The organism is Enterobacter sp. DVT3837, assembly GCF_056238685.1.
In genome coordinates this window covers 191,561-206,455 of sequence record NZ_JBWDLA010000002.1, presented here as the reverse complement: position 1 = coordinate 206,455, position 14,895 = coordinate 191,561, and the positions used below count along the sequence as shown (strand labels likewise).

Genomic DNA, 14,895 nt, shown 5'->3' with positions numbered 1-14,895 from the left:
TAATGCCAGTTACGGGAAAAAAAGATGAATGATATTAAACGTAGCACAGGAATATCAGGTTTAACGCTTACCCACTGATATTGGTTATTTAACATTTATCTTTTCTCCAACTATGCTCTTAGAAAGACGCTCTATACAGCGCATGGAGGAATGAATGTACGGTTTAAGCCTTTTCCGTCTTGGTTTGTTTATTGCACTTGCCATTATTGCCAGCACGGCAATTGGGCTATTCACCTATATGGTTGTCACTGTTCTGGCAGAATAGTGTCACCCCCTGCCCTTGCTACGGAAGAAATAAAACAGTTATTTATTAGGGGAATACAGTGAACCGCTACCTCATTTTACCGTTCGTTATCCTAACGCTCACTGCGTGCGACCCAAAACCCGAGCAAGCCGCACCCCTGCCGCGAATGGTTAAAGTGGCGGAGGTAACTATCCCCGCTCACGCCCAGCAGCGTGTTTTTCCCGCACGTATTGAATCGGGTGATGCAACAGACCTCTCCTTCAAGCGAGGAGGTCAAATCGAGGCGCTCGATATACGTCAGGGTGCAGCCATTAAGCAAGGGCAGCAGCTCGCCAGGCTGAACGCCCGTGAAACCCAGCAGCGGGTAAACGACAGACAAACCGCAGCGACACTCGCCCAGCGGCAGTTCGAACGCTTCCAGACGCTGGCGGGACGCCAGGCTGTCTCGAAAGCAGAAATGGACGTACAGCGCGCGAACCGCGATTCGGCGAATGCAGCGCTGCAAATAGCCCGTGAAGAGCTGAATCAGATGACGCTCGTCGCCCCCTTCAGCGGGACGGCGGCCAGCGTACACGTTCGAAACCATCAGGTGGTGTCTGCCGGTCAACCGATTGCAACCCTGACCCGCACCGACCTGTTGGATGTGGTGTTTAGTATTCCTGAGAACCTGTTCAACACCTTTGATATCCGTAACGCGCAGTATCGCCCCGTGGTGAGAATTAACGCCATTCCGGATCGCGAATTTACCGCCGTCTACAAAGAACACTCGGGCAGCAGCGACAGCAATACGCTGACCTGGCAGGTGATTTTAACCATGCCCCGCCCGGACGATTTTCCCGTCGTGGGAGGTGTAAGCGGTACGGTTACCATCAATCTAACCAACCTTCCGGCTGGCGCAGGCGCTCAGGCGCTGGTTGTGCCGGTCGAGGCGGTCTTTAACCCGGACAATAGCCCGCGCAATGAACCGCACGTCTGGGTTGTGGCCGGGGAAGGCGACACGCTCCACCTGGAAGATCGCAAGGTCAGCGTGGGGCAAGTGACCACAGAGGGCGTGGTAATTACCAGTGGCCTTAAGGCAGGCGAACGCGTGGTGGCCGCTGGCGTAGGAGAGCTCCATGCTAACCAGCCGGTTCGCATCTGGACGCGTGAACGGGGACTGTAATGGATATCTCTCGTCAATTCATCAATAACCCCATTCGTGTCTGGCTGACGATCCTGCTGCTGGGCGTCGGGGGCATTTTCGCCCTGTTGAATATCGGCAGGCTGGAAGATCCCGCGTTTACGATCAAAACTGCTGTGGTCATCACCCACTATCCCGGCGCCTCTGCTCAGCAGGTTGAAGAGGAGGTTACGCTGCCGCTGGAGAATGCCCTCCAGCAGCTGCCTTATCTGGACAATGTCAGCTCCATCTCTTCAAACGGCCTGTCGCAGATCACCGTGAACATTGCCTCACGCTATCATTCGAACGAACTGCCGCAGATCTGGGACGAACTGCGCCGCCGCGTGGGCGATGCCTCACGCCAGTTCCCGCCCGGTGTTGTCACGCCCTTCGTGAATGACGATTTCGGCGACGTGTTCGGCTTTTTCTTCGCAATTTCCGGAGACGAATTCAGCAACCCGGAGCTGGTGCGTTACGCTGAGCAGCTGCGTCGCGAATTAATTCTGGTCCCCGGCGTCGCGAAGGTCGCAATTGGTGGGGCCATTAGCCAGCAGGTCAATATTGATATTTCCCTGACCAAAATGGCCTCGCGCGGTATTACGCTTAGCCAGCTTTCCGCCCTGCTGAGTCGCCTTAATGTGGTGTCCAGCGCCGGGGAGATTACCTCCGGCACGGAGTCGATTCGCCTGCATCCGACCGGTGAGTTTGAAAATCTTGACGAGCTGGCGGACCTGATTATTACGCCGTCCGGTACCGGGGCAGCGACGCGTCTGCGGGATATCGCCACGCTGTCGCGCGGGCTGAACGAGTCACCTGCCAGTATCTATCATGCCAACGGCAGAAAAGCCGTTACCATGGGCGTCTCGTTTATCCCTGGCGTGAACGTGATTGACGTGGGTCACGCCCTGGAAGCAAAGCTAAAACAGATGTCGGCGGAAAAACCGGCGGGAATACATATAAATCTGTTTTACGATCAGGCCGCCGAAGTGGGCCACTCGGTTAACGGTTTTATCATTAACTTCCTGATGGCGCTGGCGATTGTCATCGGCGTGCTATTGATCTTTATGGGCGTGCGCAGCGGGATTATCATCGCCTTTTCCCTCGCGCTCAACGTGCTTGGCACGCTGCTAATCATGTATCTGTGGGGCATTGAACTGCAGCGCATCTCGCTTGGCGCGCTGATTATCGCCCTCAGTATGCTGGTGGATAACGCCATCGTGATTGTTGAAGGAGTGCTGATTGCGAGGCAGCAGGGCTCCTCGCTGTTGAACGCCATTAACTACATCATCCGTCGCTCCGCGCTGCCGCTGCTGGGGGCGACGGTGATCGCCATCCTGGCGTTTGCGCCTATCGGGCTGTCGCAGGATTCTACCGGGGAATACTGTAAATCCCTGTTCCAGGTACTGCTGATTTCCCTGATGCTGAGCTGGTTCTCGGCGCTCACCATCACGCCGGTGCTGATTAAGTGGTGGTTGTTTAAAAACGACAGCGCGCCGGACAACGCCGACGAGTCAGATCCTTACGACAAACGTCTGTACCGCCTCTACCAGCGCCTGCTTAACACGCTGCTGCACTATAAGGCACCGACGCTGGTAGTGATGGCCGCCCTGCTGGCCACGTCTGTCTGGGGGTTTGGCGCGGTGCGGCAAAACTTTTTCCCGTCGTCCAATACGCCGATTTTCTTTGTCGACCTCTGGTTACCCTACGGCACCGATATCAAATGGACCGAGAAAATGACCAGCGATATTGAGAAAACCATTAACGGCCAGCCGGGCGTAGAAACCACCGTTTCAACCATTGGCCAGGGCAGTATGCGGTTTATTTTGACCTACAGCGGACAGCGGCAGTACAGCAACTACGCGCAGATCATGGTGCGCATGGATGACCAGCGCAACATCTCCGCACTGACGCGCTACGTCGACGAGTACATCGCCCGGAACTACCCGCAGGTCAACGCCAGCACCAAACGCGTAATGTTTGGCCCTTCCGGCGACAGCGCCATAGAGGTGCGCATCAAGGGCCCCGATCCTGACAGACTACGTCTGATTGCCAGCCAGGTGGATGATATTCTGGCACGCGATCCGGCCACAGGTAGCGTCAGAAACGACTGGCAAAACCGCAGCAAGGTGATCCGTCCTCAATATGTCGCCGCGCTGGGACGCGAACTTGGCGTGGATAAACAGGACGTCGACAACGCGCTGGAGATGAATTTCTCCGGCAGTCGTGCGGGGCTGTATCGCGAAGGGAGCGATCTGCTTCCCGTCGTGGTGCGCCCGCCGGAAAGCGAACGGCTGGACGCCAATCACCTGAACAACGTGCTGGTCTGGAGCCAAACCCGGCAGCAGTATATCCCGCTGAGTAACGTCGTCAGCCGCTTTTCGCTGGAGTGGGAAGATCCGCTTATTCTGCGACGCGACCGCTCGCGGGTGCTGACGGTTCAGACCGACCCCGATCCGCTTAGCCAGCAAACGTCAGGCGATATTCTCGCCCGGGTGAAACCACAGATTGACGCCCTCGCCCTGCCCCACGGCTACAGCATCGAGTGGGGAGGCGATGCAGAAAACTCCAGCGAAGCACAGCAGGGGCTCTTCACCACGCTGCCGATCGGGTTCCTGGTGATGTTTGTCATTACCGTTTTGATGTTCAGCTCGGTGAAAAACGCCGTCGCCATCTGGCTGACCGTGCCGCTGGCGCTGATTGGCGTCACGCTAGGATTCCTGGTAACCGGGATCCCGTTCGGCTTTATGGCGCTGATTGGTCTGCTGAGCCTGAGCGGGATGCTGATCCGCAACGGCATTGTGCTGGTGGAAGAGATCGAGCAGCAGAAAGCGCATAAAGATCAGCACGAGGCGATCGTTTATGCCGCCACCTCGCGCCTGCGCCCTATCTTGCTCACCGCATTTACCACCGTTCTGGGGCTGGCGCCGCTGCTGCTGGATGTTTTCTTCCAGAGCATGGCCGTTGTGATTATGTTCGGACTTGGGTTTGCGACAATCCTGACGCTGCTGGTACTTCCCGTGATTTATGCGTGCTTCCATCGTAAGGACAAAGCGGAACAACAATGAATGCGACAGGCCTGAACATTATCAAGACGCTGGGCTGTATGACGGCGGTCACCTTCTTCACCATCTACAATACCTGGGATCATTATGATTATGACTATCACTGGATCCTGGGGTTTTTAACCTTTATCTCGACCATCGCCACGCCGCTGTTTTTTGTGGTCGCGGGCTATCTCGACGGCCAGTCCCGACACGGTACCCGCTGGCAGTTGGGCAAGATTAAAAGCCTGGTGATTGTCTTTCTGTTCTGGATAACGATCTACTACCTGTGGGAACCGTATCAGCGCGGGTATTTAATCCAGCCGTGGTTCGTGTTTGCGTTTGTCGTGATTTATACCTTCCACCCGGCGGTGGAGTGGCTCAGCCAGCGACGCGCGCTGTTCTGCGGCGTGATTGCCGGCCTGCTGATCTTCTCCTACGGGTATGATTTGCTTTCAGCGCTCTATCCGGACGTCCACGTCTTTTCCCTTTCACCACAGTACCGCCTGTGGACATGGTTACTGTTTTACCTGACAGGGCAGCTTTTCTGCGATCCCCGCATCGCCGAGTGGATAAGCCGCAGGAATGTGGTCAGGGCCGCGGTTATCGCCATCCCGTTTATTTATCTCTTCACCTGGTTTTACGAGCGCCACTTCTTTTTTGCCCTGTTCAAGGCTGACAGAAACGCCTTTATCCTTACTGGCTCGCAAATCTACATTCTGATCATTGCGCTGGTGATCGCGGCGAACGGCGTGCGTTTTCGCCGCAATGCAGAATTCAAAGAATCCATTCTGGCCGCCATCAGCAAAACGATGACCGGCGTGTACATTGTGCACTACTCGGTGTTTCACCTGCTGACGGCGCTATTCCCGGTGACCTCTCTCGGTATGAAGCTGACCCTGATCGTGCTCACTTTCGTCACCTCGGTGCTGTTCTCCATGCTGGTGCTTTCAAATGCCGTAGCAAAAAAAGTGATCACCCTTTAAAAACCCAAGCGCAACCAGGCAAAGAGCACGTTACCGTTGTTATAGGTCCCGGGAATATAGGTGAACTGGACGGTAACGCGCTTATAGCCAGCAGAGAACAGCGGGAAGATAAACGGCAGGGGCACATAGTTCGCAAAATCATCGCGCGCCGTAATCCCCGCGGCGGCACCAAGCCCAAGCCGGAAGTCTTTGGCATTATCCAGATACCAGCCCTTCTCCCAGCCATAGCCCATCGCGGGCTGCCATTCGTTGTGCGAGTCTTTGAACATCATTGCGAAAAGCGCGCTCCAGTTGCCCTCTTCGTTGTAGCGGGAGACGCCCAGCCCGCCGCCCCACGGCATTTCGTTGTATTTGTCCGTTTTTTCTTTGTCGTACATAAAGCGCGCGTGCCAGCTCAGAAACGGCAGGTAGAGATCGTAGCGTTGAGGCTGCTCCCAGGTTTGCGAAATATCATCCGTCAGCGCATTCCACCAGCCGCCCAGACGCTCTTCGCCATAGACTTTGGGTTCAGCATGGAGCGGTGCCATGAATAAAGACAGGACAATCCAGAATGTCAGAAAAGTGCGTTGCATCGTTAATCCCTCAGCTTCCGTCACGCAGCGGTCTCTATAACTGTAAACCATTGATTGCGAACCAGAGCCAAACAGCCTGATTTATGTTGTAGCAGGTGTCGATGAAATTTATTTATTCTGCACTTTCCGGAAAGATAAAAACGTTTTCTCCAGCGTTCTGTCGCGGTAGTCTCATAGGTTCCGTTTATATGACGGCTGCTATGTGAGTGACCTTTTCTTATACCAATAATTAAAAATCAGTACAGACAGGACTACTATGGACTCCACCCTCATCTCCGATCGCCCCAACGAGGAGACCCCTTCGCTGAACCGCGCCCGCCGTGCCGCTTTGGGTAGCTTCGCTGGCGCCGTCGTCGACTGGTATGATTTTCTGCTCTACGGCATCACCGCCGCACTGGTGTTTAACCGTGAATTCTTCCCGCAGATTAGCCCCGCGATGGGCACGCTCGCGGCGTTTGCCACCTTCGGTGTCGGTTTTCTGTTTCGACCGTTAGGCGGTGTGATTTTCGGCCATTTTGGTGACCGTCTCGGGCGCAAGCGCATGTTAATGCTTACCGTCTGGATGATGGGGCTCGCCACCGCGCTGATTGGCATTCTCCCCTCGTTTACCACTATTGGCTGGTGGGCACCGGTGCTGCTGGTGACGCTACGCGCTATTCAGGGATTTGCCGTGGGAGGCGAATGGGGTGGCGCGGCGCTGCTATCCGTTGAGAGTGCGCCGAAAAATAAGAAAGCGTTTTACAGCAGCGGTGTGCAGGTCGGGTATGGCGTGGGTCTGCTGCTTTCTACCGGGCTGGTATCCTTAATCAGTCAGCTCACCACCGACGAACAGTTCCTGAGCTGGGGCTGGCGCATTCCGTTTATCTTCAGCATCGTGCTGGTGATTGCCGCCCTGTGGATCCGTAATGGAATGGAAGAGTCCGCTGAATTCGAACTGCAGCAGCGCGAAAAAACCGCCGTCAAAACGCGGTTGCCAGTGATGGAAGCCCTGGTTCAGCATCCTGGCGCTTTTCTGAAAATCATCGCCCTGCGCCTGTGCGAATTGCTGACGATGTATATCGTCACCGCATTTGCACTGAACTACTCGACGCAGAACCTCGGACTGCCGCGTGAATTGTTCCTGAATATCGGTCTGGTGGTCGGTGGGATCAGCTGCCTGACGATCCCCTGCTTCGCCTGGCTGGCAGACCGGTTTGGTCGCCGTCGCGTCTACATCACCGGGGCGCTGATCGGCACCCTCAGCGCCTGGCCATTCTTTATGGCGCTGGAAGCGCAGTCGATCTTCTGGATTGTCTTCTTTGCCATCATGCTCGCGAACATCGCTCACGATATGGTGGTCTGTGTCCAGCAGCCGATGTTTACCGAGCTGTTTGGCGCCAGCTACCGCTACAGTGGTGCAGGCGTGGGGTATCAGGTGGCAAGCGTGGTCGGTGGCGGGTTTACGCCGTTTATTGCCGCCGCGCTGGTGACCTTCTCCGGCGGGAACTGGCACAGCGTGGCGATTTATCTGCTGGTCGGTTGCCTGTTGTCCGCCGCCACAGCCCTGTTTATGAAAGAGACGAGCCACCGCTGATCTCACTTTTGTTTCACAGGCGTGTGACATACTATCGGGTAGAGTCGCACACCTGTGGAACAAGGAGACAGAGATGAATAATAAGGGCTCCAGCCTGACCCCGGCTCAGGCGCTGGAAAAACTCGACGCACTGTATGAACAGTCCGTCAACGCGCTGCGCAGCGCCATCAGCGAATACATCGAAACAGGGAAACTTCCCGATGAAAAGGCCAGAACCGAGGGCCTTTTTGTTTATCCATCGCTCTCTGTGACCTGGGACGGTAGCGCCAGTAATACCCCGAAAACCCGCGCCTACGCCCGTTTTACCCACTCCGGCTGCTATAGCACCACCGTCACCCGCCCTGCACTGTTCCGCCCCTATCTTGAAGAGCAACTCACGCTGCTGTATCAGGATTACGGCGCGCATATCGCCGTTGAGCCATCGCAACATGAAATCCCCTATCCTTATGTCATTGACGGTTCAGCGTTAACCCTTGACCGTTCCATGAGCGCGGGTCTGACCCGCCATTTTCCGACGACAGAGCTTTCCCAGATTGGCGATGAGACGGCTGACGGCATCTTCCATCCGGCGGAGTACGCTCCTCTGTCGCACTTTGATGCTCGCCGCGTCGACTTCTCCCTGGCGCGCCTGCGCCACTACACCGGTACGCCAGTCGAACATTTCCAGCCGTTCGTGCTGTTTACCAACTACACCCGCTATGTCGACGAGTTTGTGCGCTGGGGCTGCAGCCAGATCCTCGACCCGGAGAGTCCTTACATCGCGCTTTCCTGCGCGGGTGGGATCTGGATCACCGCAGAGACCGAAGCCCCCGAGCAGGCCATTTCCGACCTGGCGTGGAAAAAACACCAGATGCCCGCCTGGCACCTGATCACCGCCGACGGGCAGGGGATCACGTTGATTAACATCGGCGTTGGACCGTCTAATGCCAAAACCATCTGCGATCATCTTGCGGTACTGCGTCCTGACGTCTGGCTGATGATTGGACACTGCGGCGGGCTGCGTGAAAGCCAGCTGATTGGCGACTACGTGCTGGCTCACGCCTATCTGCGTGATGACCATGTACTTGATGCCGTTCTTCCACCAGATATCCCTATTCCAAGCATCGCCGAAGTACAGCGCGCGCTGTATGACGCTACCAAAGAGGTCAGCGGCATGCCGGGTGAAGAGGTTAAACAGCGCCTGCGCACCGGTACGGTCGTCACTACGGATGACCGCAACTGGGAGCTGCGTTACTCCGCCTCTGCGCTGCGCTTCAACCTCAGCCGCGCGGTGGCGATTGATATGGAGAGCGCCACCATTGCCGCACAAGGGTATCGCTTCCGCGTCCCTTACGGCACGCTGCTGTGCGTTTCTGATAAACCGCTGCATGGTGAAATTAAGCTGCCCGGCCAGGCCAACCGTTTTTATGAAGGGGCAATATCCGAACATCTGCAAATTGGTATTCGTGCCATTGATTTGCTGAGGGCCGAAGGTGACAAGCTTCATTCCCGCAAGCTACGTACCTTCAACGAGCCACCATTCCGCTAATAACAATAAGGAAAAAAAATGTACTCTACATCACCGTTAGCAGCCCTGCGTCAGTGGCTACAGGAAAATAATCTCGACGGGATGATCGTCCCGCGCGCGGATGCCTGGCAGAGCGAATACTGCGCGCCTTACGACGAAAAGCTGGCCTGGCTGACAGGTTTTGACGGCTCTGCTGGTCTGGCCCTGGTACTGAAAAACAAAGCGTTGCTGTTCGTTGATGGCCGCTATCAGGTTCAGGCCCGCGTTCAGGTGAATACGGATGAGGTTGAGATCCATCATCTGCACAACGAGCCGCTGGCAGAATGGTTATCCGCAAACGTTGAGGCGGGTACACGTATCGGCTTTGAAGCGCTGCTGATGACCAATACGGAGTTTGAGCAACTCTCTGCTACACCGTGCAAGCTGGTCCCTCTGAGTGCCTCTCCGTTTGACGTGCTCTGGACCGATCGCCCTGCGGCTCCGACAGGGCTTATCCGTGAAATGCCGATCGAGATGAGTGGCGAAAGCAGTGCTGACAAGCGTCAGCGCGTCGCCGCAGTGCTGGCTGCAAACAACGCCGATTATCTGGCCGTTACCCTGCCGGACAACATTGCCTGGTTGTTAAACGTGCGCGGTTCGGATATCCCATACAGCCCGGTTCCCCTCTCCTTTGCCCTTCTGGGCCGGGACGGGAACGTTGAGTGGTTTGTTGACAACACTAAGCTCAGCGCCCTTCCGGACGCAGTGCGTAATGCTTTCACCATTGCACCTCAGGACGCCTTTATCGCGCGCTGTCAGCAGAACGCCGAAGGCAAACGGGTGATGATGGATGCCGGTTCCGCGCCGGTAGCCCTGCGCTTTGCCATTGAGCCACAGGGGGAAATTGTCTGGCAAACCGATCCCATTACCCTGATGAAGGCCACCAAAAACCCGGTAGAACTGGCAGGTTATCGCGAATGCCATCACCAGGATGGTGCCGCATGGGTGAACTTCCTGGCGTGGCTGAGCCGTGAGGTGCCGCAGCGTGAGGCTGCGGGACAACCCCTGACCGAGCTGGAGGTTCAGGCGCAGCAGCTTGCATTTCGCAAGCAGCAGCCTGGTTTTATTGAACAAAGTTTTGCGACTATCTCCGCCTCCTCCAGCAATGCGGCGATGTGCCACTATCATTCGAGCGAAGCCAGCAACAAGCCCATCGGGCATGACCATTTTTACCTGAATGATTCCGGCGGTCAGTATGTTAACGGCACCACCGATGCCACGCGCACGCTGGCATGGGGTAAGGTCGCCCCGCAGCAGCGCCTGCACTACACTGCCGTGCTGAGAGGCTTCCTGTCGCTCATTACCCTGCAGTTCCCTTCCGGAACTCAGGGGCATCAGCTGGATGCGTTTGCGCGTCGCCCGCTATGGGAGATGGGGCTGGATTACGATCACGGTACGGGGCACGGCGTGGGGCATCAGTTGCTGATCCACGAGAACCCGCATCGTATCGCCAAAAAGGTCAACCCGTGGCCGCTGGTTGCGGGCAATATCATGACTATCGAACCAGGCTACTATCTCGGCGATAGCCACGGTATTCGTATTGAGAACCAGGTAGAGATTGTTGAAAGCCGCCCTGGATTCTGCAAATTCTCTTCGCTGACGCTCATCCCTATCGACTTAAGCCAGGTTGAGTTGCATCTGTTGAGCGAGCAGGAAAAACAGTGGCTGGATGAGTATCACCAGCAGGTCCGCGAGACCCTCTCACCACTGGTGGAAAGCGATGCACGCCCGTGGCTGGTTGAGGCAACGGCACCGATTCGCGTGTAATTTCGTGCGGTCTGGTGCCCTCACCCCATCCCTCTCCCACGGGAGAGGGAGCAAACACTAAAAACGGCAACAAGGTTGCCGTTTTGCGTTTACCTTGCGCAGAAAAGCAAAAAGCCTGCTTTAAAAGCAGGCTTTTTAAATTTGGCTCCTCTGACTGGACTCGAACCAGTGACATACGGATTAACAGTCCGCCGTTCTACCGACTGAACTACAGAGGAATCGTTGTGGAGGCTTATCTTAGCGGCGAAAAAAGTTTTGTCAAACCTGATCTTAGGGAAAATCGATCGATTGCTGATTCTGTCGTCAGTTTGTTGTAAATCCAAACATTTTTAAATTGAAAATACTTTGCAGGATTAGCATTTCTCCCCCATTATTTGAAATGGAGTTTCAACTTTTCTCGCTAAGGTCCATTTTGAACGTCACTGCTCCCCTGCGCCAGGTGATAACGCGCACACCATGGTACGCAAAACGTAAAAGTTATCGTGTTCTGTTCTGGCGTGAAATCACCCCTCTTGCGATACCTATCTTTCTGGAAAATACCTGCGTTCTGCTAATGGGGGTACTGAGTACCTTCCTGGTAAGCTGGCTGGGAAAAGAAGCGATGGCAGGGGTCGGGCTGGCGGATAGCTTTAATATGGTGGTGATGTCATTCTTCGCCGCCATAGATCTCGGGACGACGGTGGTGGTTGCGTTTAGCCTGGGTAAGCTTGATCCCAAACGCGCCCGTGAGGCGGCACGCCAGTCGCTGATGATCATGACCATCTTTTCAGTCATCCTCGCGGCAGTGATCCACTATTTCGGTAAAGAGATTATCGACTTTGTCGCGGGTGAAGCGACGGCCGAGGTTAAGGACCTGGCGCTGACCTATCTGGAAATGTCGGTCTTAAGCTATCCGGCGGCAGCCATTGCGCTGATTGGCAGCGGCGCGCTGCGCGGGGCAGGCAACACCAAAATTCCGTTACTGATTAACGGTGGGATGAACATCCTGAATATCATCATCAGTAGCGTACTGATCTACGGTGTGTTCTCGTGGGATGGGCTGGGATTCGTCGGTGCCGGGCTGGGGTTAACCATTTCACGCTATATCGGTGCGGCGGCCATCCTTAGTGTGCTGATGACGGGGATTACCCCCTCGCTGCGGCTTACGCTTAAAAGCTATTTCCGCCCCTTTAATTTCGCCATTATCTGGGAAGTCATGGGGATTGGTATTCCCGCCAGTATTGAATCGGTATTGTTCAACGGAGGTAAGCTGCTCACGCAGATGTTTGTTGCCGGGATGGGGACCGACGTGATTGCCGGTAACTTTATCGCCTTTTCCATCGCTTCCTTGATTAACCTGCCTGGTAATGCGCTAGGTTCGGCATCGACCATCATTACCGGTAAACGACTCGGTAAAGGGCAGATAGGGCAGGCGGAACGACAGCTGCGACACGTATTCTGGTTGTCGACTATTGGGTTAACGTTGATTGCCTGGGGGAGCGCGCCTTTTGCCGGGCTGATGGCCTCATTCTATACCCACGAAGACGATGTAAAAGAGGTTGTTAAGATCCTTATCTGGCTCAACGCGGCCTTTATGCCTATCTGGGCGGCTTCATGGGTACTGCCCGCCGGGCTGAAAGGGGCGCGCGATGCCCGTTTTGCCATGTGGGTGTCGATGCTCGGCATGTGGGGTTGCCGCGTTGTCGCGGGTTATACGCTGGGGGTGATGCTCGGATGGGGAGTGGTTGGCGTCTGGCTGGGGATGTTCCTTGACTGGGCCGTGCGCGGGGCGTTGTTCTACTGGCGTATGGTGAGTGGGCGCTGGCTATGGAAATATCCACGGAAGAATGCCTGATAAATGCGCGAAATGGAGAATAAATCGGCAAACAATCAGAAATATGCATTCTGCCTTTGACATCCCTGGGGAGCCTCGATAATATGCGCCCCGTTCACACGATTCCTCTGTAGTTCAGTCGGTAGAACGGCGGACTGTTAATCCGTATGTCACTGGTTCGAGTCCAGTCAGAGGAGCCAAATTTAAAAAGCCTGCTTTTAAAGCAGGCTTTTTGCTTTGCTGGTGAGGGAAAATATGAACGCTTTGTTTGTCTACGGCACGCTGCGCCCGGGCCACTCTAACGCACATATCCTTGAAAACATTGGCGGCGAATGGCAGACCGGTTTCGTAACCGGCACGTTCTATGAACGTGGCTGGGGAGCGGCGGCAGATTTTCCGGGGATCGTCCTCCACCCTGATGGCCCCCGCGTCGAAGGTTATCTGTTTATTTCCGATAACCTTGCCGCACACTGGCAAATGCTGGATGAATTTGAAGACGGTTATGATCGGGTTGAGGTCATGGTGACCACACCTGACGAGCAACAGGTTAAGGCCTGGATCTACCAGCTACAACCGCGCTCTGAGTCATAAAAAAAGGCTCTCTGTCACCAGAGAGCCTTTTTCACAATTCACTGCGATTATTCGCTTTTTGCTTCGCCGTTCTTGATTTCACCCATCACTTTCAGCTTCTTAGAGATGTCCCGACGCTCTTTAGACAGCTCAGCATTTTTGATGATGTAATCATCAACACGGTCTTCGTAGTCGCTTTTCATGCTGGCAATGATGCCCTGAATAGCTTCAACGCTCATGCCTGGCTTAATGTAGTCGCTCAGGTTGTCGAGCAGCAGAACACGTTTCTGGTTGTCACGGATCTTCTTCTCAACGTCCTGGATTTCACGCTGCAGTTTGTTTTTGCGGCGGAACAGGCGGACGAATTCCAGAACATCCTGGAACGAAGGCTTGGTAGTTTCCATTTTTACACCCCTGATAATGTGAGATTCGGATTCGTTAAAGCAACCGTTGTAACATTAACCTTACTGACAGCGGCCGCGAATGACAATGAGTATATCGTTTAAAGCTATCATAACCCCAATTGCTGCTGAATCGAAGCAGCAGGCGTCACATCCGCGTTTTATTTGCGCAGTGCGCGGCAAATCAGGTGTGATAACAGCTCAAGCTGTCGCGCCAGTTCCATGCTTAGCCAGACATAGCCATGAATAGGTGTTTCGGCCACGTTATCGCTCTGGCGTTCGTTGATTAACTGCTTCAGCTCAGCGACGATCTCATTCAGACGCTCGCTGTTCGCCAGTATAGGCTGCGGATTACCTTCGTAGAGCGCATGGGCGATGGTCAGCAGAGTTTGCTGCGTCATCCGCTGGGTCTCCTTGAGGGTCTGTGCGTTAAGCATCAACAGATGGCTCGGGCGAGAAGCCCAGTGCGCGTTAATTTGCAGTTCGAGCATGCAGACCAGATTGCGGCTTACCGTCTGGATAGCTTCGAAAATCGCTTTCTGAATATGGGTTTCTTTGCTGGCCGGGGTAATCAGACCGCGCATTTTGACTACATCGTTAAGGATGGCTTGCAGATGCTTTTCCAGCCGGGGGCGCTCAACCAGATTAGGGGAAAAACCGGCCTGATAGACGCGGTTAAACGCGGTGACGTAGTTGGCCATCTGAATACGCCAGTGCAGAAAAGCACGCTGCGGCCAGATACCGGTAAAGAGCATGGCCAGCAGTGACCCCAGGATAACATCCCCGCTTCGCCACAGCGCCGTGGTCATATCCCCGGCAGGGGCACCGACAACCACCGCGAGAGTAATCCCGATCAGCAGCGCCTGATACGGTCTTTTGCCCAACGCCAGCCAGCCGCACAGGAACATGGAGGCACCGCACCATGCCAGCATGACCGGAAACGAAATAAGCTCCAGCTTCAGGGCGATAAGCCCGAGTGCCGAGCCTAAAACAGTCCCACCAATTCGCTCAAAGGCGCGAGGAACAACGTTTCCCCAAAACGAGATGGGCCCCATCACCACTACCAGCGTGATCAGCGGCCACGTTCCTTCCGGAACATCCAGCAAGCGGACAAGGACAAACGTCAACACGAACGCCAGCGCGATACGACACCCATGCACCACTCGGTAATGTTTGTACAACCGAATTTCAAAAGGGGTTAATGATTTGTCGGGACGCACACC

The 14,895-nt window shown here is 55.1% G+C and carries 11 protein-coding genes and 2 tRNA genes; 9 read left to right on the top strand and 4 right to left on the bottom strand.

Annotated elements, in window-relative coordinates; all coding sequences use genetic code 11:
• Positions 1-323 precede the first annotated feature (323 nt).
• From AC0XWG_RS15840 to AC0XWG_RS15830, 3 genes are read left to right on the top strand one after another with little or no spacing between them, the layout of a single operon-like run.
• On the top strand, positions 324-1,406 hold the full coding sequence (locus AC0XWG_RS15840) for an efflux RND transporter periplasmic adaptor subunit (RefSeq protein WP_028019629.1): 1,083 nt from the start codon (positions 324-326) through the stop codon (positions 1,404-1,406).
• On the top strand, positions 1,406-4,468 hold the full coding sequence (locus AC0XWG_RS15835; RefSeq protein ID WP_475680818.1) for an efflux RND transporter permease subunit: 3,063 nt from the start codon (positions 1,406-1,408) through the stop codon (positions 4,466-4,468). Before AC0XWG_RS15840 ends, AC0XWG_RS15835 begins: the two co-directional genes overlap by 1 nt.
• The gene (locus AC0XWG_RS15830; RefSeq protein ID WP_475680817.1) at positions 4,465-5,430 is read left to right on the top strand and encodes an acyltransferase; all 966 of its coding nucleotides are present in this window, start codon (positions 4,465-4,467) and stop codon (positions 5,428-5,430) included. Before AC0XWG_RS15835 ends, AC0XWG_RS15830 begins: the two co-directional genes overlap by 4 nt.
• On the opposite strand, the gene pagP is transcribed toward AC0XWG_RS15830, so the two are convergent.
• Positions 5,427-6,002 carry a lipid IV(A) palmitoyltransferase PagP gene (pagP, locus tag AC0XWG_RS15825; protein ID WP_475680816.1) on the bottom strand — a complete coding sequence of 192 codons (576 nt, stop codon included), beginning with the start codon at positions 6,000-6,002 and terminating at the stop codon, positions 5,427-5,429. The two genes, AC0XWG_RS15830 and pagP, sit on opposite strands and share 4 nt — an antisense overlap.
• Positions 6,003-6,258: 256 nt before the next feature.
• On the opposite strand from pagP, the gene shiA reads away from it, so the two are divergent.
• The 3 genes from shiA (at position 6,259) to AC0XWG_RS15810 (ending at position 10,888) form a co-directional block, all read left to right on the top strand.
• Positions 6,259-7,575 (top strand): shikimate transporter, encoded by a 1,317-nt coding sequence (gene shiA, locus AC0XWG_RS15820; protein WP_475680815.1) that lies wholly within the window; start codon positions 6,259-6,261, stop codon positions 7,573-7,575.
• A gap of 73 nt (positions 7,576-7,648) precedes the next feature.
• A complete protein-coding gene (locus tag AC0XWG_RS15815; protein WP_108089618.1) occupies positions 7,649-9,103 on the top strand; it encodes an AMP nucleosidase in 1,455 nt (484 codons plus the stop codon).
• A gap of 18 nt (positions 9,104-9,121) precedes the next feature.
• Positions 9,122-10,888 (top strand): aminopeptidase P family protein, encoded by a 1,767-nt coding sequence (locus AC0XWG_RS15810; RefSeq protein ID WP_475680814.1) that lies wholly within the window; start codon positions 9,122-9,124, stop codon positions 10,886-10,888.
• 142 nt (positions 10,889-11,030) lie between these two features.
• Here the strand turns inward: AC0XWG_RS15810 and AC0XWG_RS15805 are convergent.
• A tRNA-Asn gene (locus tag AC0XWG_RS15805) sits at positions 11,031-11,106 on the bottom strand.
• A 161-nt stretch (positions 11,107-11,267) separates the two neighbouring features.
• Here AC0XWG_RS15805 and emmdR point away from each other — a divergent pair.
• The 3 genes from emmdR to AC0XWG_RS15790 all read left to right on the top strand — a co-directional run bounded on the left by emmdR (position 11,268) and on the right by AC0XWG_RS15790 (position 13,292).
• Complete coding sequence (gene emmdR, locus AC0XWG_RS15800; protein WP_475680813.1) at positions 11,268-12,722, top strand: multidrug efflux MATE transporter EmmdR; 1,455 nt, start codon at positions 11,268-11,270, stop codon at positions 12,720-12,722.
• Positions 12,723-12,825: 103 nt separating this feature from the next.
• Positions 12,826-12,901, top strand: a tRNA-Asn gene (locus AC0XWG_RS15795).
• Between the two features lie 55 nt (positions 12,902-12,956).
• Positions 12,957-13,292 (top strand): gamma-glutamylcyclotransferase family protein, encoded by a 336-nt coding sequence (locus AC0XWG_RS15790; protein ID WP_134707788.1) that lies wholly within the window; start codon positions 12,957-12,959, stop codon positions 13,290-13,292.
• A 47-nt stretch (positions 13,293-13,339) separates the two neighbouring features.
• Here AC0XWG_RS15790 and AC0XWG_RS15785 read toward each other — a convergent pair whose 3' ends face one another.
• Both AC0XWG_RS15785 and AC0XWG_RS15780 read right to left on the bottom strand, forming a co-directional pair.
• On the bottom strand, positions 13,340-13,675 hold the full coding sequence (locus tag AC0XWG_RS15785; RefSeq protein ID WP_008499467.1) for a DUF496 family protein: 336 nt from the start codon (positions 13,673-13,675) through the stop codon (positions 13,340-13,342).
• Positions 13,676-13,833: 158 nt separating this feature from the next.
• Entirely contained in the window at positions 13,834-14,892 is a 1,059-nt protein-coding gene (locus tag AC0XWG_RS15780; RefSeq protein WP_475680812.1) for an FUSC family protein, read from the bottom strand.
• Positions 14,893-14,895 lie beyond the last annotated feature (3 nt).

Bases quoted from the DNA above. Each gene is read 5' to 3' on its own strand.
- AC0XWG_RS15785 (WP_008499467.1), bottom strand. From the start codon at position 13,675: ATGGAAACTACCAAGCCTTCGTTCCAGGATGTTCTGGAATTCGTCCGC.
- AC0XWG_RS15830 (WP_475680817.1), top strand. From the start codon at position 4,465: ATGAATGCGACAGGCCTGAACATTATCAAGACGCTGGGCTGTATGACG.
- shiA (WP_475680815.1), top strand. From the start codon at position 6,259: ATGGACTCCACCCTCATCTCCGATCGCCCCAACGAGGAGACCCCTTCG.
- AC0XWG_RS15790 (WP_134707788.1), top strand. From the start codon at position 12,957: ATGAACGCTTTGTTTGTCTACGGCACGCTGCGCCCGGGCCACTCTAAC.
- AC0XWG_RS15815 (WP_108089618.1), top strand. From the start codon at position 7,649: ATGAATAATAAGGGCTCCAGCCTGACCCCGGCTCAGGCGCTGGAAAAA.
- AC0XWG_RS15835 (WP_475680818.1), top strand. From the start codon at position 1,406: ATGGATATCTCTCGTCAATTCATCAATAACCCCATTCGTGTCTGGCTG.
- pagP (WP_475680816.1), bottom strand. From the start codon at position 6,002: ATGCAACGCACTTTTCTGACATTCTGGATTGTCCTGTCTTTATTCATG.
- emmdR (WP_475680813.1), top strand. From the start codon at position 11,268: ATGGAGTTTCAACTTTTCTCGCTAAGGTCCATTTTGAACGTCACTGCT.
- AC0XWG_RS15810 (WP_475680814.1), top strand. From the start codon at position 9,122: ATGTACTCTACATCACCGTTAGCAGCCCTGCGTCAGTGGCTACAGGAA.